Annotated in this window: 20 protein-coding genes and 1 tRNA gene; 10 read left to right on the forward strand and 11 right to left on the reverse strand. The window is 69.8% G+C overall.

Annotation, left to right across the window (positions count from 1 at the left end; translation table 11 throughout):
- Window positions 1–271 precede the first annotated feature (271 nt).
- Window positions 272–344, reverse strand: a tRNA-Ala gene (locus AB0H49_RS33240).
- 122 nt (window positions 345–466) lie between these two features.
- Between AB0H49_RS33240 and AB0H49_RS33245 the strand changes: the two genes are divergently transcribed.
- A complete protein-coding gene (locus tag AB0H49_RS33245) occupies window positions 467–1,864 on the forward strand; it encodes a DUF222 domain-containing protein (RefSeq protein WP_357256859.1) in 1,398 nt (465 codons plus the stop codon).
- Between the two features lie 119 nt (window positions 1,865–1,983).
- Here AB0H49_RS33245 and AB0H49_RS33250 read toward each other — a convergent pair whose 3' ends face one another.
- The 6 genes from AB0H49_RS33250 to crcB (AB0H49_RS33275) all read right to left on the reverse strand — a co-directional run bounded on the left by AB0H49_RS33250 (window position 1,984) and on the right by crcB (AB0H49_RS33275) (window position 7,076).
- Window positions 1,984–2,721, reverse strand: a complete 738-nt coding sequence (locus AB0H49_RS33250) for a thioredoxin domain-containing protein (RefSeq protein WP_357256861.1) — start codon at window positions 2,719–2,721, stop codon at window positions 1,984–1,986.
- Window positions 2,722–2,789: 68 nt separating this feature from the next.
- Complete coding sequence (locus tag AB0H49_RS33255; RefSeq protein WP_357256863.1) at window positions 2,790–4,139, reverse strand: MFS transporter; 1,350 nt, start codon at window positions 4,137–4,139, stop codon at window positions 2,790–2,792.
- Complete coding sequence (gene pgm / locus AB0H49_RS33260) at window positions 4,129–5,772, reverse strand: phosphoglucomutase (alpha-D-glucose-1,6-bisphosphate-dependent) (protein ID WP_355003802.1); 1,644 nt, start codon at window positions 5,770–5,772, stop codon at window positions 4,129–4,131. Before pgm ends, AB0H49_RS33255 begins: the two co-directional genes overlap by 11 nt.
- A gap of 47 nt (window positions 5,773–5,819) precedes the next feature.
- Window positions 5,820–6,182: a fluoride efflux transporter CrcB gene (gene crcB, locus AB0H49_RS33265; protein ID WP_355003803.1), complete on the reverse strand. Its 363-nt coding sequence runs from the start codon at window positions 6,180–6,182 to the stop codon at window positions 5,820–5,822.
- Window positions 6,179–6,541 carry a DUF190 domain-containing protein gene (locus AB0H49_RS33270; RefSeq protein WP_355003804.1) on the reverse strand — a complete coding sequence of 121 codons (363 nt, stop codon included), beginning with the start codon at window positions 6,539–6,541 and terminating at the stop codon, window positions 6,179–6,181. Before AB0H49_RS33270 ends, crcB (AB0H49_RS33265) begins: the two co-directional genes overlap by 4 nt.
- A 64-nt stretch (window positions 6,542–6,605) precedes the next feature.
- Window positions 6,606–7,076 (reverse strand): fluoride efflux transporter CrcB, encoded by a 471-nt coding sequence (gene crcB, locus AB0H49_RS33275; protein WP_357256866.1) that lies wholly within the window; start codon window positions 7,074–7,076, stop codon window positions 6,606–6,608.
- 265 nt (window positions 7,077–7,341) lie between these two features.
- On the opposite strand from crcB (AB0H49_RS33275), the gene AB0H49_RS33280 reads away from it, so the two are divergent.
- Entirely contained in the window at window positions 7,342–8,505 is a 1,164-nt protein-coding gene (locus tag AB0H49_RS33280; RefSeq protein ID WP_357256925.1) for a lipase family protein, read from the forward strand.
- 110 nt (window positions 8,506–8,615) lie between these two features.
- Here AB0H49_RS33280 and AB0H49_RS33285 read toward each other — a convergent pair whose 3' ends face one another.
- Window positions 8,616–10,109, reverse strand: a complete 1,494-nt coding sequence (locus AB0H49_RS33285) for an MFS transporter (RefSeq protein ID WP_357256868.1) — start codon at window positions 10,107–10,109, stop codon at window positions 8,616–8,618.
- A 118-nt stretch (window positions 10,110–10,227) separates the two neighbouring features.
- Between AB0H49_RS33285 and AB0H49_RS33290 the strand changes: the two genes are divergently transcribed.
- Together AB0H49_RS33290 and AB0H49_RS33295 are read left to right on the forward strand one after the other, a co-directional pair.
- Entirely contained in the window at window positions 10,228–10,902 is a 675-nt protein-coding gene (locus tag AB0H49_RS33290) for a TetR/AcrR family transcriptional regulator (protein WP_355003807.1), read from the forward strand.
- A 57-nt stretch (window positions 10,903–10,959) separates the two neighbouring features.
- The gene (locus tag AB0H49_RS33295; RefSeq protein WP_357256870.1) at window positions 10,960–12,258 is read left to right on the forward strand and encodes a D-arabinono-1,4-lactone oxidase; all 1,299 of its coding nucleotides are present in this window, start codon (window positions 10,960–10,962) and stop codon (window positions 12,256–12,258) included.
- Here AB0H49_RS33295 and AB0H49_RS33300 read toward each other — a convergent pair whose 3' ends face one another.
- Window positions 12,259–13,014, reverse strand: coding sequence for a Sir2 family NAD-dependent protein deacetylase (locus AB0H49_RS33300; RefSeq protein WP_355003809.1), 756 nt, complete (start codon window positions 13,012–13,014; stop codon window positions 12,259–12,261).
- A 105-nt stretch (window positions 13,015–13,119) separates the two neighbouring features.
- Between AB0H49_RS33300 and AB0H49_RS33305 the strand changes: the two genes are divergently transcribed.
- From AB0H49_RS33305 to AB0H49_RS33315, 3 genes are all read left to right on the forward strand, one after another.
- Window positions 13,120–14,028 carry an oxygenase MpaB family protein gene (locus AB0H49_RS33305; RefSeq protein ID WP_355003810.1) on the forward strand — a complete coding sequence of 303 codons (909 nt, stop codon included), beginning with the start codon at window positions 13,120–13,122 and terminating at the stop codon, window positions 14,026–14,028.
- A gap of 590 nt (window positions 14,029–14,618) precedes the next feature.
- Complete coding sequence (locus tag AB0H49_RS33310) at window positions 14,619–15,032, forward strand: arsenate reductase ArsC (RefSeq protein WP_357256873.1); 414 nt, start codon at window positions 14,619–14,621, stop codon at window positions 15,030–15,032.
- Between the two features lie 51 nt (window positions 15,033–15,083).
- Window positions 15,084–15,476 carry a VOC family protein gene (locus AB0H49_RS33315; protein ID WP_357256875.1) on the forward strand — a complete coding sequence of 131 codons (393 nt, stop codon included), beginning with the start codon at window positions 15,084–15,086 and terminating at the stop codon, window positions 15,474–15,476.
- 118 nt (window positions 15,477–15,594) lie between these two features.
- On the opposite strand, the gene AB0H49_RS33320 is transcribed toward AB0H49_RS33315, so the two are convergent.
- Complete coding sequence (locus AB0H49_RS33320) at window positions 15,595–16,323, reverse strand: helix-turn-helix transcriptional regulator (protein ID WP_355003813.1); 729 nt, start codon at window positions 16,321–16,323, stop codon at window positions 15,595–15,597.
- Window positions 16,324–16,517: 194 nt separating this feature from the next.
- Here AB0H49_RS33320 and AB0H49_RS33325 point away from each other — a divergent pair, with 194 nt between their 5' ends.
- Complete coding sequence (locus tag AB0H49_RS33325; protein ID WP_357256877.1) at window positions 16,518–16,991, forward strand: YiiD C-terminal domain-containing protein; 474 nt, start codon at window positions 16,518–16,520, stop codon at window positions 16,989–16,991.
- Between the two features lie 20 nt (window positions 16,992–17,011).
- On the opposite strand, the gene AB0H49_RS33330 is transcribed toward AB0H49_RS33325, so the two are convergent.
- Entirely contained in the window at window positions 17,012–17,497 is a 486-nt protein-coding gene (locus AB0H49_RS33330; protein WP_355003815.1) for a hypothetical protein, read from the reverse strand.
- A 231-nt stretch (window positions 17,498–17,728) separates the two neighbouring features.
- On the opposite strand from AB0H49_RS33330, the gene AB0H49_RS33335 reads away from it, so the two are divergent.
- Both AB0H49_RS33335 and AB0H49_RS33340 read left to right on the forward strand, forming a co-directional pair.
- On the forward strand, window positions 17,729–18,688 hold the full coding sequence (locus tag AB0H49_RS33335) for a threonine/serine dehydratase (protein ID WP_357256879.1): 960 nt from the start codon (window positions 17,729–17,731) through the stop codon (window positions 18,686–18,688).
- Between the two features lie 82 nt (window positions 18,689–18,770).
- Entirely contained in the window at window positions 18,771–19,316 is a 546-nt protein-coding gene (locus AB0H49_RS33340; protein WP_357256881.1) for a thioredoxin family protein, read from the forward strand.
- The last annotated feature ends 6 nt before the right edge of the window (window positions 19,317–19,322 follow it).

Raw genomic sequence — 19,322 nt, forward strand, 5'->3', positions numbered from 1 at the left:
GGTCTTTTGTTGGGGCGGGCCGCGGCGCGGAGCGCGGCGCCGCCGGGGGCCTCGTGGGCTTTGTGGTCCTGGGGGGGCTGGTTGTCGCGGGGGGGGGGGGCGTAGCGCCGCCGCCGGCGCACTTGATTCGATGGATGCGCTGTTCGGCTCTTCGGCCGACGACACCGCGATCTGAACTGTCGTCATTCCTGTCGTCAACGGTGCTCGTGAGAGGCTCGCAAACGACGAAAGCCAGGTCCGCAATTTCGCCGGACCTGGCTTTTTGTTCGAGTGGAGCTAAGGGGACTCGAACCCCTGACCCCCACACTGCCAGTGTGGTGCGCTACCAGCTGCGCCATAGCCCCTTGGTGGGTCGCGCTCGGTTTCCCTCGCGCCTGATGAAAGTTACACCACCAGCGTGTCCGCAGCCAAATCGCCTGGAAAAAGGGGTGGCGGTGGGGTTAGCTGGGACCGTAGAATCGAACACATGTTCGAACAAAATCAGCTCTCTGCGATGGACTTCGGGACCATGAGTGACGAAGGGTTGATCGAGGCGCTCAGGGCGGTGCACGGGGCGGCGGCCGCGGCTCAGGCTGCGGAAGTGTTCGCGGTGCGTGAGTTGTATCGGCGGGCCCGGGCCGCGAGCGCGGAGCCGGGGCCGGGTGGGGTGCGGGCCGGGGAGTTCGCGGCGGCCGAGGCGGCGGTGGCGCTGTATGTGGACGAGGGCACCGCGGGGGCGTTGATCGACATCGGGCTGGTGCTGGAGGAGGCGCTACCCCGGACCCGCATGGCGTTCGCGGCGGGGCGGATCGACCTGGCGAAGGTGCGGGTGATCGTGGACAGCACGCGGGCACTGGCGAAGGAGGTCGTCGACGCGCTGGAGCCGCGACTGCTGGAGGCCGCGGCGCGGACGAATCCGGCGCGGCTGCGGCAGGCGGCGCGGCGATGGGCGAATCGGCTGGATCCGGGGGGCGCGCGGCGGCGGCGAGAGCGGCGGCAGGAAAACCGCGATGTGCGGATACGGGCGGTGCAAGACAGCATGGCGGTGTTCGACGGGCTGCTGCCCGCACCCGGCGCGCAGACGGTCGCGATGCGGTTGCGGGAGATGAGTTTGCAGGTCTGCGCGGCCGATCCGCGGACGATGCCGCAGCGGCGGGCCGACGCCCTGGTGGCGCTGGCGGACGGGTCGGGGCGGCTGCGTTGCCGTTGCGGCCGAGGTGAGCGGTGTCCCAAGGTCGGGGTGCCGGTGGAACCGCCGCGACGGCCGCTGATCCAGATCGGGATCGCCGCCGACACATTGCTGGACATGCGGGAGGCGCCCGCGTTCCTGGCAGGCTATGGGCCGATCGACGCGGCGCTCGCGCGATTGCTCGCCGAGCACGCGTCGTTCCAGGTGGTTTCCGAGCACACCGACGGCGGCGCGACGGACGAGGCGGCGCTGCGACGAGTCGCGAGCGAGATTCGGGCGGTGGACGGTATGTGCCGGTTTCCCGGGTGCACGATTCCCGCGGCGGAAGGCGAGCTGGAACGCAGCGGCGGCGGACTCGCGGTGCTCTGTTCGCGGCACGGACGACTGAAGTCGTTGGCGGACAAGAGGAAACAGTGGCGGGTCTGGCGGGACGACCGCGATCGGTTGCAGTGGACCGCGCCGGATGGTGACGTCCACACCACCGTGCGCGAAGGTGCGCGATATCTGTTCCCGCACACCGATATCGAACTACCCGCGGTCGAAACCGCCGGGATACGAGCCGCGTTCACCGCCGACCGGCCGACCGGCGAGGAACTGCTCTACCCGCTCGACGGCCACATCCCGCTGCACCGCCAACTCGCGCGAATCGCCCCCGAGAACGACATCCCGGACGACGCCCCGGAACACCGCGGCTGAGCCGCACGGGGGTCGTCGCCTCCGGCCTCGAGCCGAACCGTGTCCGACGGCGGGGGAGAAACCGCACAGCACCAGTCGGCTCTCGTCGCCGAGCCCGGCAGGGTCCGTGCCCAGCGCGCTCAGCGCGTCAGCTCGACCACCCACTCTTCGTTGTTCACATCCACCTTGTTGGACCCGTCGAACACCGACGGCGTCGCGGCGGGACCGTCCAACCGTGCGGTCAGGTCGTCCGTCGCCGCCTTCGCGTGCACCTTGGCGTCCGCCACCTTCGCACCGCTCGCCACGCACTGCACGATCGGCTCCGGCGCACCCGCCTCGCGCGCCAAGCCGGAGAGCTGCTCGTTGCTCAGGTCGTCGCCGCCTTCCTTCGGCTGCTTCGAGGCGAAGAGCAGCTCGTGGAACTTCGCGTACGACGGACCGTTGCCCGCCTCAGCGACGCATTCGTTGGCCGCGATCGCGCGGGTCGAGTAGTCCTCGCTGCTGGACTTGGGGTCGAGGAAGTTGACGTAGTGGTACCGCACCGCGAGTTTGCCCTCGTCCAGCTGCTGGGCGAGTTCCTGGCCGTAGACGCGCTCGAGCGCGCCGCAGGCGGGGCACAGCGGGTCCTCGAAGACGTCGATCGTCTTGGGCGTCCCCGGCTTGCCGAGAACGACCACGCCGTCGGGTTGCAGCACCGCTTGCACGCCGGGGTCGCGCACGGGGCCGTAGCCGTCGTTGCGCACGTCCGGCTCGTCGCGCCCCGAGCGGAACGCCAGGAAAACGATCAACACGATGAGGGCGAGCGCGACGCCGCCCAAGGCGTAACTGGTCGCGCTCGACATCGGGCGCGGGGTGTAGTTCGAACGCGATTGGTTCACGTCAACACTCTGCCCCAGCTCCCGCTGCCGATGTGCGCCGGGCACCCGGCCGCCCACACCGCGTCGGGCTAGCGGCGCGAACCCGTGGGCGAGGCAGGGCGTTCGTTGTGGACCTGGCCGCGTGACTCCTCGCACTCATCGGCCACACGATGCGCGAGCTGGTACTCCGCGTCGTCGCACGGCACCGCCGCGACGTGATCGGTCTCGACCTCGGCGGTGTGCCCGCGCAGCGTTTCGGGCACCACCAACCACGCCACGGCCGCGATGGCCAGCAACGCACCGGTCACGGCGAGCGCGGGCCCGTAGGAGGTGTGCTGGGCCAGCGCGCCCACGGCGACCGGACCGAGCACGGTGCCGAGATCGGCCGCCATCTGGAAGCCCGCGAGCACCGGCCCGCCGCGCGCCTTCGGTCCGAGGATGTCGGCCAGCGCGGCCTGCTGGGTGGGCGTCAGCATGCCCGAGCCGAGCCCGGCGACGACGGACGTCACCAGCAGCCAGCCGAAGTTCGGCGCGTACCCGAGCCCGGCGGTGCCCAGCGCGCACACCAGCGAGCCGACGACGAGGAACGGCTTGCGCCCCCACCAATCGGACAGCCTGCCGGACAGGAACAGCACCGCGACGTTGCCCGCGGCGAAAGCCGTCAGCGCGACGCCCGCCATACCGGCGGGCTGCCGCAACACCTCCACGACCAGCAGCGGCACCAGCGCCATCCGGACACCGAAGATGGCCGCGCCGTTGGCGAAGTTCGACCACAGCACCGCGCGGTACGCCGGGCGGGCCAGCGCCTCACGAAAGGTCATGACGCGCAGTTCGCCGCTGACCTCCGGCGCGGCCAGATGCGAATGGCGCAGGCTCAGGTAGACCGCGGCGCTTACCGCGAGCAGCGCCGCGGCGTAGATGAGGAACGGAGCCCGCAGCCCGAGCCCGGCCAGCGCGCCGCCCACCAGCGGACCGCTCACCGAGCCGACCAGGAAGCTCGTCGACCACAACCCCGACACCCGCCCGCGCTGCTCCGGCGGCGACAGGCGGATCACCAGCGCCAGCGACGACACGGTGAACATGGTCGAGCCGATGCCGCCCACCGAGCGCAGAGCCAGGAGCTGCCAATAAGTCTGTGCCAGCGCGCTCGCTCCGGTGGACACCGCGACGATGACCAGGCCGGACAGGTACACCCAGCGCTCCCCCAGCCGCTGCACCAGCCGACCGCTGACCGGCGCGAACAGCAGCCGCATCAACGCGAACGCGCTGACGATCGCGGACGCGGCGGCCACCCCGACGCCGAAGCTGCGCGCGAACTGCGGCAGCACCGGCGCCACCAGTCCGAACCCGATCGCGATGACGAACGCGGCGCCGACCAGCACCCAGATCTCGCTGGGCAGCGCCTTACCGCTCGCCGATGACTCGGCTCTACCGCTCACCCGTCAGCGCCTTGCCCACCATCTCCTCCGCGGCCGCCTGCACCTGGGCCAGGTGCTCGCTGCCGTGGAACGACTCCGCGTAGATCTTGTACTTGTCCTCGGTCCCGGACGGACGCGCCGCGAACCAGGCGTTCTCGGTGGTGACTTTGAGTCCGCCGAGCGGCGCGCCGTTGCCTCGGGCACGGGTGAGCACGGCGGTGATGGGCTCGCCCGCGATCTCTTCGGTGGTGATCACATCGGGAGTCAACCTCGCCAACCGCGCTTTCTGTTCCGCGGTGGCCGCGGCGTCGATGCGCGCGTAGGCCGGACTGCCGTAGCGGCGCTCGAGTTCGACGTAGCGCGCGGACGGCGTCTGCCCGGTGCAAGCGGCGATCTCGGCGGCGAGCAGCGCGAGCAGGATGCCGTCCTTGTCGGTGGTCCACACCGTGCCGTCCATCCGGAGGAACGACGCGCCCGCGCTCTCCTCGCCGCCGAAAGCCAGGCTGCCGCTGAACAATCCGGGCACGAACCACTTGAACCCGACCGGCACCTCGTGCACGTCGCGGCCGAGCACGCCGACCACCCGGTCGATCATGGACGAGGTGACCACCGTCTTGCCGATCTTGGTCAGCGCGTCCCAGCCGATACGGTTCGCCACCAGATATTCGATCGCGACGGCGAGGAAGTGGTTGGGGTTCATCAGCCCGCCGTCGGGCGTGACGATGCCGTGCCGGTCGGCGTCGGCGTCGTTGCCGGTGGAGATGTCGTAGTCGTCCTTGATGGCGACCAGCGCCGCCATGGCGTAGCGCGAGGACGGGTCCATCCGGATCTTGCCGTCGCTGTCCAGCGTCATGAAACGCCAGGTGGGGTCGACGAACGGGTTGACGACCTCGAGCTCGAGGTCGTAGCGCTGGCCGATCTCCTCCCAGTAGTCGACGCTGGCGCCGCCCATCGGGTCGGCGCCGAGGCGGATGCCCGCGCCGCGAATCGCGTCCAAATTCAACACGTTCGGCAGGTCGGCGATGTAGTGGTCGAGGTAGTCGTAGCGCTGGACGCACGTGGCCATCGCGTGTTGCAGTGTCGTCCGCTTCACCTCGGATAGACCGGTGCGCAGCAGCTCGTTCGCCCGCGCGGCGATGGCGTCGGTGGCGACGGTGTCGGCCGGACCGCCGTGCGGCGGGTTGTATTTGAAGCCGCCGTCGCGTGGCGGATTGTGCGACGGCGTGACCACGATGCCGTCGGCTTGGTGCCTGGTGCCGTTCGTGTTGTGGCGCAGCACCGCGTGGCTCAGCGCGGGCGTCGGCGTGTAGCGGTCGCGGGCGTCGATCACCGCTGTCACGTCGTTGGCCGCGAGCACCTCGAGCGCGGTGGTCCAGGCGGGCTCGGACAGCGCGTGCGTGTCTCGCGCCAGATACACCGGACCGGTGATGCCGCGGGTGGCGCGGTATTCCACGATCGCCTGGGTGATCGCCAGGATGTGCGCCTCGTTGAACGCGCTGTCCAGGCTGGACCCGCGATGCCCCGAGGTGCCGAACACCACCTGCTGCGCCGGATTCGCGGGATCGGGAATCTGGCTGTAGTAGGCGGTAACCAGGTGGGCGATGTCCTCCAGGTCGGTCGCCCGCGCGGGTCGCCCGGCTCGATCATGGGCCATGCTCGGGTCTCCCTTCCAGGTCGGCTGCGCCCGGCTCGTCATCAGGATCATGCCCACAACCACTGGGTCGTGGACGCGGCAGCGTATACCGCGACCAAACAGGCCGTCACGCTGATCACGACATTGCCCACCGCGTAGAGGTAGGCGCCGTCCGCGACCAGCCGGATGGTCTCGTAGCCGAACGTGCTGAACGTCGTCAACGCGCCGCAGAAACCCGTTCCCGCCATCGCCAGAACCTCGCTGCTCGCGCTCGCGCCGATCAAACCGCCCAGCACCGCCGAACCGACAATGTTAACCGTCAAAGTTCCCAATGGCAGCAGGGATTCGAAACGAGCGGCCATCGCGCGATCGATCAGGTAGCGCAGTGGCGCGCCGACCATACCGCCGACCACGACGAGTACCGCCATCATCGGGCGACCCCGACGGCGGGCTGCCAGGTCTCCACCGGCGACAGCGTGACGGTCACGCCGGAGAGCACCTCGGCGTTCTCCGCCACGAACGAACGCAGCCGCTGCGGCTCGTCCACGATCATCACCTGCACGGGTAGGTGCTCGGCGAGGTCGAGAACGCGGCTGGTGTGGATGCGTGAGGACGCGCCATAGCCTTCCACGCCGCGCCACACGCTGGCGCCGGCCAGACCGGCGTCGCGGGCGCGGCGCACGATCTCGTGGAACAGGGGGCCGCGCCGCCACTTGTCGTCCTCGTCGAGCAGCACCGTCAATCGCGCGGCCTGCTGCCACCGACCCGCGTCCGCAGGTGAACCACTCATCGCCTGACCCCCTTCCGTCGTACGTACAAGCCGTCCACCGCGCCGCCTGCGGGCGCCGCGTCGTTCACTGTCGTCCACCGCGTCGCGGTCGTGTCGTGCCCGCCGAGAGCCGTGCCACCCCCATGCCGAGCCAGACCGCGGTGAGCGACGCCGCCACCGTCCCCCCGAGATAGCCGAGCGCCTCGACCGCGGCGCCTGATTCGAGCAGTCTACGAATCTCGAGGCTGTAGGTCGAAAAGGTCGTGAAACCGCCCAGCAACCCGACACCGAGGAAGGGGCGCAGCAGTCTGTGGGCTACCCATACTTCGGTGATCAGAACCATCAGAATTCCGATCGAGAAACAGCCGACGACATTGACGACGAACGTCGCCCACGGCACCTCGTCCGGCTGCGACGGCCAACGGAGACCGACGAGATAGCGCATCACGGCGCCGATTCCGCCGCCCACGGAGATCACCGCGAGCACCGCGGGCTCGACGGCCGGGGTGCGGGCTTGCGAGCCCATCTGCTGACCTCCTGCCGCGCCGAACGTCACCGGCGACATGCTATCGGTAGGACCACGCGGTCGGTTCGGGCGGGGACACGGGTGACGAACAGCCGCGTTCGTTGACATGCGTTCGGCCGCCGACTACGAATGCCCCGAAGGTTTTCGCCGCGATTCCACCCACCCTTATCCCTTCGGCACTGGAGCGACGATGGCGGCACGACGGGAAGTACCGGACGCGCGTCCGAGGGCGGCGGCAGCGCATCGCACTGGACGACAGCAAACTTCGAGCACGGGCATACGCTCGGTGCGGCGACTGGCATTGGCGGCACTCGCGGCAGCGGCCTGTCTCGGGCACGCCGCGCCCGCGAGCGCGTCGCCGGTCTATCCCGTCCCCGACGCCGACGAGTTCTACTCCGCGCCAGCGGATTTGGCCGGATTTCAACCCGGTGACGTCGTGCGCAGCAGGATGGTGCCCGCCGCGAACTTCCCCGGTTCCACGGTGTGGCAGTTGCTGTTCCGCACCACCAACTCCGCGGACGAACCGATCGCGACGGTGACCACGGTGCTGGTACCGCCGGGCGGCGGGATCGACCGGCCGCTGGTGTCGTACCAGCCGTTCGTCAACTCGCTGGGCCTGCACTGCGCGCCTTCGCACAGCCTCTTCGACGGCAGCATGCGGGAGGCGCCCGCGTTGAATCTGCTGCTGGCCAGGGGCTGGGCCGTCGCGGTGCCCGATCACCTCGGCCCGACGAGCGCCTATGGCGCGGCCCAGCTCGGCGGCCGCATCACCCTCGACGGCATCCGCGCGGCCAAGCGCTTCGGCCCCGCCGATCTCGCGGGCAGCCCGGTGGGCATCACGGGCTATTCCGGCGGTGGCATGGCCACCGGATTCGCGGCGGCGCTCGCCCCGGAGTACGCGCCGGAGCTGCCGATCGTCGGCGTCGCGATGGGCGGCGTTCCGATGAACATGGACAAGCTCGCCCGCGATCTCGGCACCGCCCCGAACCCACTGTTCGGGCTCGGATTCGCGGTCACGATGGGCTTGGAACGCGAATACCCGCGGCAGGCGGCGATATCACGGCTGCTCAATCCGGCCGGGCGGGAGCTGCGCGACCAGATCGCCAACGCCTGCGCCGAGCAGATCATCAACGCGGGCGCGAACCGCAGTTTCTCCGACGTGTTCGACGGCTCGATGGACGCCGACCCGTCCACCGTCCGGGTCCTGCAGGAGAACAGCCTGGAGACATTCCCTGGCGTCCCGCGCGCTCCGATGTACGAGTGGCACGGCGAGGCCGACGAGATCGATCCGGACCTGGTCCGCGCGGTCGCCGCGCGCTACTGCCAGGCGGGCACGCCGGTGCAGCTCGACATCCTGCCCGGCGTCGACCACGGCGACGCGATCATCCAGGGGGCGCCGCGGGCCTTCGGCTATCTGTCCGATCGATTCGCCGGACTCCCTGCGCCGAGCAACTGCTGACGGTCACAGCACAGCGCCCGCGTCCGGTCGAAACCGGCGCGGGCGCTGTGTTGTTCGAATGTGGGCCCAGTGCGCGAGCACCGATGCTTCAGTGCGCGAGCACCCGTGACTCAGTGCGCGAGCACCGGCTCACCCTCCGCGGGCGCGGGCGCGGTGTTCGGCATCAGCACGGCCGAGAGCACGGCGCCGAGGACGAATGTCGCGGTCGCCCACCAGAAGCTGGTGGTGTAGCTCTCGATCTGCGCCTGCGCGACGGCCAGCGGGCCCGGCTGCGCGGTGGACAGGTAATCCGTGGCGGCCGAGGCGGCGATCGTGCTCAGCAGCGCGGTGCCGATGGAGCCGCCGACCTGCTGGCTGGTGTTGATCATGGCCGAGGCCACGCCCGCGTCCTCGTGCTGCACGCCGGAGGTCGCGCCCTGGAAGGCGGTCGCCATGGCGCCACCGAGGCCGAGACCCATCAGGATCAGCGCGGGCAGGATGTGCGTGCCGTAGCCGGTGTCCAGGCCGATCCGGGTCAGCCAGGCCATGCCCGCCGCGGCGATCAGGAAGCCGGCCGTGACGACGATCTTCGGACCGAACTTGGGCAGCAGCAGGGACGGCGCGGTGGTCGAGGAGACGATCATGGCCGCCACCATCGGCAGGAACGCCACGCCGGTCTTGATCGGCGAGTAGCCCAGGCTCAGCTGCATGTAGTAGGTCAGGAACAGGAAGATCGCGAACATGCCGATGCCCATCACGAACACGGTCATGTAAGAGCCCGCGCGGGTGCGGTCGAGCAGGATGCGCAGCGGCAGCAGCGGATGCGCGACCCGGGCCTCCAGCCAGACGAACACCGCGAGCAGCGCCGCGCCGCCGAGCAGGAAGGCCAGCGTGACGCCGTTGGTCCAGCCGTCGGTCTCCGCGTGCGAGAAGCCGTAGACGATGCCGAACAGCGCGACGGTCACCACGGCGGTGCCGGGAATGTCCAGCTTGGGTCGCTCCGCACTGACGTGCTTGGCCAGCAGCAGCACCGCGCCGACCAGCGCGACGGCCGCGAAAGCGAGGTTGACGAACATCACCCAGCGCCAGTTCGCCCACTCGGTGAGCGCGCCGCCGAGCAGCAGACCGATCGCGCCGCCGGTACCGGCGACCGCGCCGAAGATGCCGAATGCCTTGGCGCGCTCGGACGGTTCGGTGAAGGTGACGGTCAGCAGCGAGAGCGCGGCGGGCGCGAGCAGCGCGCCGAACACGCCCTGGCCGACGCGGGACGCGACGAGCACCTCGAAGTTGGGCGCGGCGCCGCCGACGGCCGAGGCGACGGCGAAGCCGACAAGGCCGACGATGAAGGTGTTGCGGCGGCCGAACAGGTCGCTCAGTCGTCCGCCGAGCAGCAGCAGGCTGCCGAATGCCAGCGCGTAGCCGGTGATCACCCACTGGCGGTCGGCGTCGCTGAAGCCGAGGTCCTGCTGGGCGGCGGGCAGTGCGATGTTCACCACGGTGGCGTCGAGCACCACCATCAACTGTGCGACGCCGAGCACGGCGAGCACCCACCAGCGCAGCGCGTGTGAGCCGCGGCGCTGGGCTTTCTCGGGGGCCGGCGCCCCACGGTCGATCGCGGTAGTCATAGGTCCCCTCGAAGTCAGGTCGACGATGCGGAGGTAATATCTCCGCTTACCGGTAGAAGCTATCACGTTAACGGAGACAACGCCTCCACTTAATCCCGGTCGTTGCTAGCATGGGGGTGTGAATCCCGCCACTGCCCCTTCTCCGCCTCGACGCCTGCGCGCCGACGCCGCGCGCAATCAGCAGCGCATCGTCGCCGCGGCGCGCGAGTTGTTCGCCGACCACGGACTCGAGATCACCCTCGACGACGTCGCCGAGAAGGCCGGTGTCGGCGTGGGGACGGTGTACCGGCGGTTCGCGAACAAGAAGGAGCTCATCGCCGAGGTCTTCGAGCAGCACATCGGCGAATTCGCCGTCGCCGCCGAGGACGCGGCGCAGCATCCCGACCCGTGGCTGGGACTCGTCCAGTTCTTCGAGTACGCCTGCCAGCACCTGGCGAACAATCGCGGGTTCAGCGAGGTCATGCTCGAACTCGAGGAGGATCCCGAGCGTTTCGCGGCGCTGCGCGATCGCATCAAGCCGACCGTCGCGGCCGTCATCGAGCGAGCCCGCGACGCGGGATCGCTGCAGCCCGACATCGAGGCGAGCGATTTCTTCGCGCTGATCCACATGGTCGACGCGCTCGCCGAGTTCGCCAAGCCCGTCGATTCCGAGGTCTGGCAGCGCTACGCCGCGATCATGCTGAACGGGGTGCGCGCCGAATCCATCCCGCGCATGCCGCTGCTCGTTCCGCCGCTGACCGACGAAGACGTCGAAGCCGCGAAGGCGCACGCCTGCCTGGGACGTCGCAGGTAATTCGAAAAACCGAGCTCGGGTAGCGCGCGTCACAGTCGATGCCCTAAAGTTGGACGCATGACCAATTCGTGGGTGAACTGGGCCGGCGATCAACACTGCGCACCGGCGAGCATCGCGACCCCGCGCGACCACGACGAACTCGCCGAGTTGCTGGCGAGCGCGACCGACCGCGGACAGACGGTCCGCGTCGCGGGCGCGGGTCACTCCTTCACCGACACCGTCTGCACCGACGGGCTGCTGCTGAACCTCTCCCGGATGAACCGCGTCCTCGAGCTCGACACGGCGACCGGGCTGGCGCGAGTCGAGGCGGGCATCACGCTCAACGCGGCCAGCACCGCACTGCATGCCGCCGGGCTCGCCTTCCCCAACCTCGGCGACATCGACGTGCAGACCATCGCGGGCGCGACCGCGACCGGTACGCACGGCACCGGAGCGACCCTACAGAACATCTCCGCCGCACTGCATTCCGTCGAGCTGATGCTCGCCGACGGCAGCCGGATCGAGGTCGAAGCCGAGAACGATCCCGACGGCTGGCGGGCGGCGCGGGTCAGCGTCGGCGCGCTCGGCGTGGTCACCGCCGTGACGCTGCAGCTGGTGCCCTCGTTCGTCCTCGAAGGCATCGAACGACCGGTGCCGGTGGACGAGGTGCTCGCCGATCTCGATTCCTATGTCGACGACAACGAGCACTTCGAGTTCTACATGTTCGCGCACAGCCCGCTGGCGATGACCAAGCGCAACAACCGCGTCGAGCTGCCCGAGCAGCCGCGCGGCAAGATGATGGACTGGTTCGCCGACATCCTCATGTCCAACTACGCGTTCGACGCGCTGTGCCGCTTCGGCAAATGGCAGGCCGGAGCGATCCCGTGGATCCACCGCGGCGCCGCCTACGCGGGCAGCTACCGCCGCCAAGTGGATCGCTCCTACCGAGTGTTCGCCTCGCCCAGGCTGTTTCGGTTCACCGAGATGGAATACGCCATCCCGCGCGAGCATTCGGTCGCGGCCATCCGGGAGATCAAAGAGGTCTCGGCCCGTTTCCAGACGCCGATGCCGATCGAGGTGCGCTGGGTCGCCCCCGACGACGCCTTCCTCTCCCCCGCGGGCGGCCGCGACACCTGCTACATCGCCGTGCACCAGTACCGCGGCATGGAGTGGGAGCCGTACTTCCGCGCCTGCGAAGAGATCTTCGACCGCTACCAGGGCCGCCCGCACTGGGGCAAGCGCCACTTCCAGACCGCCGACACTCTGCGCGAGCGCTACCCGGACTGGGACCGCTTCACCGAGGTCCGCCGCCGCTTCGACCCCAAGGGCCGCTTCGCCAACCCCTACCTCGACCGCGTCCTCGGCCCCGTCGTCTGATCAGTTCCCCTCGGCGCCGAGAATCTCGGCGACCAAGCGGGGGACGGCGGTGCCGATGGGTTCGCGGACGACCTCGGTGGCGAGGTCGTCGTAGGGGGTCGGTTCGGCGTTGACGATGACCAGGTCGGCGCCCGCGCGGACGGCGACGGCGCACATCGAGGCGGCGGGTTCGACCTGTAGCGAGGTGCCGATGGCCAGGAAGATGTCGCTGGTCTCGGCGGTGAGCGCGGCCTTGGTCAGGCTGCGGTGGTCCATCTGCTGCCCGAACATGATCGTCGCGGCCTTGAGGATGCCGCCGCACTCGGGGCACGGCGGATCGGGCTCGCCCGCCGCGACGCGCTCCAGAGTGGCGGCCATGCTCGTCTCGAAATCGCACTCCACGCAAACGACCTCGAACATATTGCCGTGGATCTCGATGACCCGCTCGGGCGCCGAGCCCGCGCGCTGGTGCAGGCGGTCGATGTTCTGGGTGATGATCGTGACCGCGCGTCCGGCCTCGGCCAGCTCGGCGAGCGCCTTGTGCGCGGCGTTCGGGGTCGCCTGCCAGGCGGGGTTGTCGCGCCTGGCCAGCCACGCGCGCTGCCGCAAATCCGGATCGGCCAGGTAGTTGTCGTAGGTCGAGAGCAGTTCGGCGATCGGGTCTTTCGTCCACACCCCGCGCGGCCCGCGGAAATCCGGGATCCCGGAATCGGTGGAAATGCCCGCGCCGGTGAGGACGCCGATCCGGCCGGTGCGCTCGCGCCACTGCGTACTCATGGCAGCCAGCGTAAGCGAGGACGAATTCCGCCGCGCCAAGAGAATGAGAGATTGGTATGCTAATCATCTCATCGTTCTGAAGTGGGTCGATCAAAGGAGATCGCAATGACCGCGTCCGCCGCACTCGAAACCACCGCGCGGGAGCTGCCGCCACGCCGCCCCTTCGCGCCGGGCACCAGGATGTGGGACGAGACGGGGCTGATCACGTTCTCGCTGACCGCCGGATCCGCCTTCCTCCTCCAGACCATGGAGCCGACCATCTCCGCCGTCGTCGACGAGCACTCCACCTTCCGCACCGATCCCATGGGCCGCGCCGTACGCAGTCTTTCCTCGGTGATGATGTGGGTCTACGGCGGCGAGGAGGCGCTCGCCGAGGCGGACCGGCTGCGCGCGATGCACGCCTCGCTGAACACCACCGACGCCGCGGGCGTCCGGCACAAGGCGCTGGCCTCCGGGCCGTGGGCCTGGGTGCTGCACACCGGAACGTTCGCGTTCACGGAGAGCGCGAAGTACTTCGGCCGCCGCCCGCTCACCTACGCCGAGAAGGAGGCGTACTACCAGGAGACGCTGCAGCTGATGCGCAACTTCTCGGTGGCGCCCAAAGAGGTTCCGGAGAACTACGCCGCGTTCGAGAAGTTCTTCGACGACATGGTCGAGAACCACCTGGAAGAAACGCCCACCGCGCACGACTACCTGCGGGTGATCCGCTCGGTCGCGCCGCCCAAGCAGCTGCCGCGCGCGCTGGCGCCGCTCTGGCGCACCGCTGTCGCGCCGATCGGACGGATGCAGTACTTCGTCACGGTCGGCACCACGCCGGAGCCCGCGCGGCGCAAGCTCGGTCTTACCTGGACCGCCGCCGACGAACGCAAGCTGCGGGTGCTCGGCTGGCTGATCGGGCGGATCGTGCCCCTGCTGCCCGAGCGGGTGCGCTACTTCCCCATCGCCTACGAAGCGCGGCGGCTCGAGCGCGACCGGGCGCGGCTGCGCAAGGTGATCGATCTGCGCCCGATCTGAGCAAGCGCGACCGACCGCCGCGACGCCATCCGGACGTCGCGGCGGTTTGCCGTTCCGGCCGGGCTAGGTATTGGCGACGTGGCCGGAAATCGCCTTGCCCACCAGAGCGATTCGGATTGCGCTCCGCGACGACCGCGGACATGAGGCCGTCGGATTCTGCGATGGTGGCGTCCGTCTCCGACGCCGCGGGTGGCCTTTGCCTCCGACGCCGCGGCTCGATACGCGAAGGCATGGCCAGGATTTCGGAGAACCCATTCACCAAGCGCGGCATGAGCTCTCGGTGACCCGTTGCCGCCAGCCGAGTTCCCCGACCGACCGGTCCGTTCTTACCCTTACGCGTTCCTCCACCGCGGCAACAACTTCTGAGCCCATCGCCTCTAGCAGCGCGAATGCCCTACCACAGCGCGCACCACAGAATCAAGCGGCACCCACAGGTGCCCCATCCTCGCCGGGCGATCGCCCGTATCCCTTACGCTACGACAGCGTTTCGACCCGAGCCTCCCGGACGGCACGCACCGGGACCATTCCGCGCCGTCGGACGGGTCCGGCCACCGCATCACCCGAGCATTGCCCCACCGAAAGGCGTCCCGATGGCCCACAAGCCCAGTGTGCTGTTCGTCTGCGTGCACGACGCAGGCCGATCCCAGATGGCCGCCGGGTTTCTGACCGCTCTCGCCGGTGATCGCATCGAGGCCAGGTCCGCGGGCAGCGCGCCTGCGGCCGAACTGAATCCGGTCGCGGTCGAGGCCATGGCGGAGGTCGGCATCGACATCGCGGACAACACGCCGAAGAAGGTGACCGACGAGGCCGTCGGCGTCTCCGACGTGGTGATCACCATGGGGTGTGGCGACGCCTGCCCGTTCTTCCCCGGCATCAGCTACCGCGACTGGATACTGCCCGATCCGGCCGGACAGACCATCGAGGTGGTCCGCACCATCCGCGACCGGATCCGCATCCTGGTCGAGAACCTCATCGCCGAACTGGTGCCCGCGCCGACGCACTGAGTGTCCGATTTCTTCAAGACCGAACCCACTGGCCGCCCGTACGCTGCCGATATGACACCGCAACTGGACTTCATCGGCATCGTCACCTCGAACATGATGGCCTCGCTGGCCTTCTACCGCCGCCTCGGCCTGGAGTTCCCCGCCGACGCGGAAACCCAGCCGCACGTCGAAGCCCAGCTCGCCGGCGGGCTTCGCCTCGCCCTCGACACCGAGGACACGGTTCGTTCCTTCTACGCCGACTGGGAGCCGCCGACCAGCGCGGGCCGCATCGGCCTCGCCTTCCGCTGCGCCGACGCCGCCGAGGTGGACTCCGTCTACGCCGACCTTGTCTCGGCGGGCTACCAGGGTGAGCTGAAGCCGTGGGACGCGCCGTGGGGCCAGCGCTACGCCGTCATCCAAGACCCTGATGGCAACGGGATCGATTTGTACGCGCCGCTGGGCTGAGATTTCCCGGCGCGCCGCCTGGCCGGACGGGTGAACGCCTCCTTGCAGAGGCGACTCGCTGTGCCACGTCCTGCACCACGCGGCCGGTCGACCGGAAATCGCCGTACCGCGCGGATCGCTAGGCGTCGGTCGCTCGAGCACTCGCGCGGCGGGCCGCCCACTCGCTCAGCGTCATGCCCGCCAGCTCCCGCATATCGCGGGACAGATGCGCCTGGTCCGCGTATCCGGCGGCGATCGCGACATCGGCGGGCGGTGTGCCCGCGTGCACGGCGGCCAGCGCCCGCTGGAGGCGCAGGATGCGGGCCAGTGTCTTGGGTCCGTAGCCGAAGGCGGCCAGCGAACGGCGGTGCAGCAGGCGGGCCCCCACGCCCGCGGCGTCGGCGGTCGCGGCGACCGACCGGCCCGCGTGCAGTGCCGCGACGACGCGGCGCAGCAGCGGGTCGGGCGGCTCGGCCTCGGCCGCGCGGCGCAGCGCGATGGACTCGAGCGCGGCGGCCCGGTCGGGCGCGTCCGAGACCCGGCCCGCGAGTGCTCGCACGGTCGCCGCGGGCCACAGATTCGCCAATTCGACGCGCTGGTCCCGCAATTCGTGCGCCGGCACGCCGAGCAAGGCGGGCGCAGTGCCGGGAAAGAACCGCAAGCCCGTGTATCGCGCGGGCTTCGGACTGCCCGCGGGATGCGCGGTGGTGTCCGGCCCCGCGACGAAGAGCGTGCCGTCCCGCCACAGCAGGTCCATACAGCCGTCGGGCAGGACGGGCAGTGGTTCCTCGACGCGAGTCACGGTGCGCGTCCACAGCACCGCGCCGTCCAGTCGGGACGGGCGCTCGCGATAACCGTCGTCGCCCACGGTCCCGAGGCTACTCAGCGGCGCCGACAACCGCGATTGCGCGGCGCACCGCCCGTTTCCTAATCTGAGGGCACCCGCCCTCGCCGAGGGCGGGACCGGTGAATCAAAGACGACGAGGTCCGCGGCGGGCACGCGCGCGGACGCCGTGCGGCCGATGGCACGCCGGACCGCACGCGCGAAAGGAATCGGTCCGCATGACCGACAACAGCACCGACGACGCCCCTCCGTTCGTCGACATCATCAACGGCGCCTTGGAGTTCACCATCCCCGCGGCCGCGAAGATGGGCGTCCAGGCGGTCGAGGTGCGCCGCGGGTTCGCCGCGACGACGGTGCCGCTGGAGGGCAACGGCAATCACTTCGGGGTGATCTACGCGGGCGTCCAGTTCACCGTGGCGGAGGTGCTCGGTGGCGCGATCGCCGTGGCGACATTCGACAATTCCGCCTACTACCCGCTGGTGAAGGGCTTCGAGATCAAGTTCGTCGGCATGGCGAAATCGCAGCTGCGCGCCGAGGCCACGCTGCCGGAGGAGGAGATCGCGCGAATCGAGGCCGAGGCGGCCGAGCGCGGCAAGTCGGACTTCACCTTGGAGTCGGTCGTCACCGATGCCGAGGGCAACACCGTCGCGGTGACCAAGGGCCTCTATCAGCTGCGCGCCCACGGCAAGTAGCGCGGGCGGCACTCGTGGACTCAGTTCGGCGCGAGCCCGCGCGGCACGACGCGGATGTAGCGCAGTTCGGCCGCGGTGACCGCGTTGTCCCCGTCCACGCAGCCGACGGTGACCTCGGTGGCGGGCGGCGAGGAGAAGGTCCACAGTGTGATCCACCGTGCGCCGGCGACGACCTCTTGTTTCTTCGGCTCCGACGAACGTAGGTCCTCGTTTCGACCGTTGTTGTCGGTTACCGCGCAGCGCACGCTGTCGACGGCGGTCCCCCATTCCGCGGGAACCTTGATTTCCATAATCGCGTCGGCCGGAATGGGCACCGTTTTCGTCTCGCCGAGCGGTATGTGCACTCCCGCGGAATCGACGTTTTGCGACGCGGCGGCCGTCGTCGTTCCCGCCGCTTTCGCCGGTGCCGCGGTCGAGGTAGCCGCGGTATCGGCGGAAGTGCCTCCGGAACAACCCGATACCGCGACGGCCAACAGTGCGGGCACCGCCATCCAACTCGATTTCACGGATCGACCTCTCTTCATCCCGTGCGCTCGGCAGCGGGTCGGACCAGCGAACGAAACAGAGCATGACAGCTTCTCCCCTGGCCGACCGGTAATCCGCGCCGTATTCGCGCAATTGGTTGGCAAATCGCGTGTTCGGCGGGCGAAATTCGCGCCGCGCGCGGCTGACTATGATCGCGTTCGCCTGATGAAGCGGAGGTACGCCTTCACGCCCGACGACGCCGGAGGAGCCCGATGGACCCGCACCCGACGAAACTTGGCTACGACGACATCGAGGCGGCCGCCCAGCGCATCGCGGGACGCGTCCGACCCGTCACCCTCGCGCCCACCGACCCGCAGGACGACGGGTCGCCCGGCCACTGGCTGGCCCTCGAGTTCCTCCAGCACACCGGGACGTTCAAGGCCAGGGGCGCGCAGAACTTCCTCCAGGCGCACCGCGAGGCGGGCAGCCTGCCCGACTCCGGCGTCACCATCGCCTCCGGCGGCAACGCGGGCATGGCCTGCGCGTGGGCGGCGCGCAGCCAGCACGTGCCCGCCACGGTCTTCCTGCCCGCCACCGCGCCGACGGTGAAGATCGACAAGCTGCGCGGCTACGGCGCCGACGTCCGGCTGGTCGGCGAGCAGTACGCCGACGCGCTCGCGGCCTGCCACGCCTTCGCCGAGTCCAGCGGCGCGCTGCTCTCGCACGCCTACGACAACCCGCTCATCGCCGCGGGCGCGGGCACCCTGCTGACCGAGATCCATCGGCAGCTGCCCCGGCTGGACACCGTCGTCGTCGCGGTCGGCGGCGGCGGTTTGTTCGCCGGGATCGCGACCGCGGCGGCCCATTACGGCGTCCGCGTGGTCGCCGTGGAACCGCGGAACTGCCGTGCGCTGCACGCCGCGCTGGCGGCGGGCGCGCCCGTCGACGTCGCGGTCGACTCGGTGGCCGCCGACGCGCTCGGTGCGCGGCGCGTCAGCGAACTGGCCCTCGTCGCGGCCCACTCGGCGGACTCGGTCTCGGTGCTGGTCTCGGACGAGGACATCCTCGCGACTCGCAGGGCCCTCTGGGCCGAGCATCGCTTGGCGGTCGAACACGCCGCCGCGACCGCCATGGCCGCGCTGACCTCCGGCGCGTACCGCCCCGCGCCCGGCGAGCGGGTGTGCGTCGTGCTGTGCGGCGCCAACACCGATCCGGCCGATCTGACGAAGTGACGCGCTCGTGACAGACCGTTCGACAGCACCCGCGGGCTCCGCGACCGCACTACCCTCGTAAGGGAACCGGACGGAGGCAGCTATGGCACTCGAATCCCTGATGGTCCCGCTGGGCACACCCGCCCCCGAATTCGCGCTGCCCGACCTGGACGGCCGGACGCACCGGCTGTCCGATTACGCGAACGGTCCCGGACTGCTGGTCGTCTTCGCCTGCAACCACTGTCCGTACGTGAAGCACCTCGAGAACGAACTCGGCGCGGTGATCGACGCGTCGGGCGTGCCCGCGGTGGCGATCTGCACCAACGACGCGGACGCCTACCCGGACGACAAACCGGAAGGTCTTCGCGCACAAGCGGAACGGGCCGGGTGGACGTTCCCGTACCTCATCGACGCGACCCAGTCGGTCGGCCGCGTTTTCGGTGCGGCGTGCACGCCGGACTTCTTCCTCTACGACGCGAATCTCTTGCTGACCTATCGCGGCGCGTTCGACGAATCCACACCGGGCAACGGCAAACCCGTCACCGGCTCCGAGCTGCGCGCCGCACTCACCGCGGTGCGCGCGGGCAAGCCCGCGCCGGAGCCGCAGCGACCGAGCATGGGCTGCTCCATCAAGTGGCGCGCCGTCTGAGCTACG

It is taken from the genome of Nocardia sp. NPDC050713, assembly GCF_040654315.1.
Classification (GTDB): Bacteria; Actinomycetota; Actinomycetes; order Mycobacteriales; family Mycobacteriaceae; genus Nocardia.

Coding starts and splice junctions, on each gene's coding strand:
- AB0H49_RS33245 (WP_357256859.1), top strand. CDS start 467: ATGTTCGAACAAAATCAGCTCTCTGCGATGGACTTCGGGACCATGAGT.
- pgm (WP_355003802.1), bottom strand. CDS start 5,772: ATGGCCCATGATCGAGCCGGGCGACCCGCGCGGGCGACCGACCTGGAG.
- crcB (WP_355003803.1), bottom strand. CDS start 6,182: ATGATGGCGGTACTCGTCGTGGTCGGCGGTATGGTCGGCGCGCCACTG.
- AB0H49_RS33270 (WP_355003804.1), bottom strand. CDS start 6,541: ATGAGTGGTTCACCTGCGGACGCGGGTCGGTGGCAGCAGGCCGCGCGA.
- AB0H49_RS33285 (WP_357256868.1), bottom strand. CDS start 10,109: ATGACTACCGCGATCGACCGTGGGGCGCCGGCCCCCGAGAAAGCCCAG.
- AB0H49_RS33295 (WP_357256870.1), top strand. CDS start 10,960: ATGACCAATTCGTGGGTGAACTGGGCCGGCGATCAACACTGCGCACCG.
- AB0H49_RS33300 (WP_355003809.1), bottom strand. CDS start 13,014: ATGAGTACGCAGTGGCGCGAGCGCACCGGCCGGATCGGCGTCCTCACC.
- AB0H49_RS33305 (WP_355003810.1), top strand. CDS start 13,120: ATGACCGCGTCCGCCGCACTCGAAACCACCGCGCGGGAGCTGCCGCCA.
- AB0H49_RS33310 (WP_357256873.1), top strand. CDS start 14,619: ATGGCCCACAAGCCCAGTGTGCTGTTCGTCTGCGTGCACGACGCAGGC.
- AB0H49_RS33315 (WP_357256875.1), top strand. CDS start 15,084: ATGACACCGCAACTGGACTTCATCGGCATCGTCACCTCGAACATGATG.
- AB0H49_RS33325 (WP_357256877.1), top strand. CDS start 16,518: ATGACCGACAACAGCACCGACGACGCCCCTCCGTTCGTCGACATCATC.
- AB0H49_RS33335 (WP_357256879.1), top strand. CDS start 17,729: ATGGACCCGCACCCGACGAAACTTGGCTACGACGACATCGAGGCGGCC.
- AB0H49_RS33340 (WP_357256881.1), top strand. CDS start 18,771: ATGGCACTCGAATCCCTGATGGTCCCGCTGGGCACACCCGCCCCCGAA.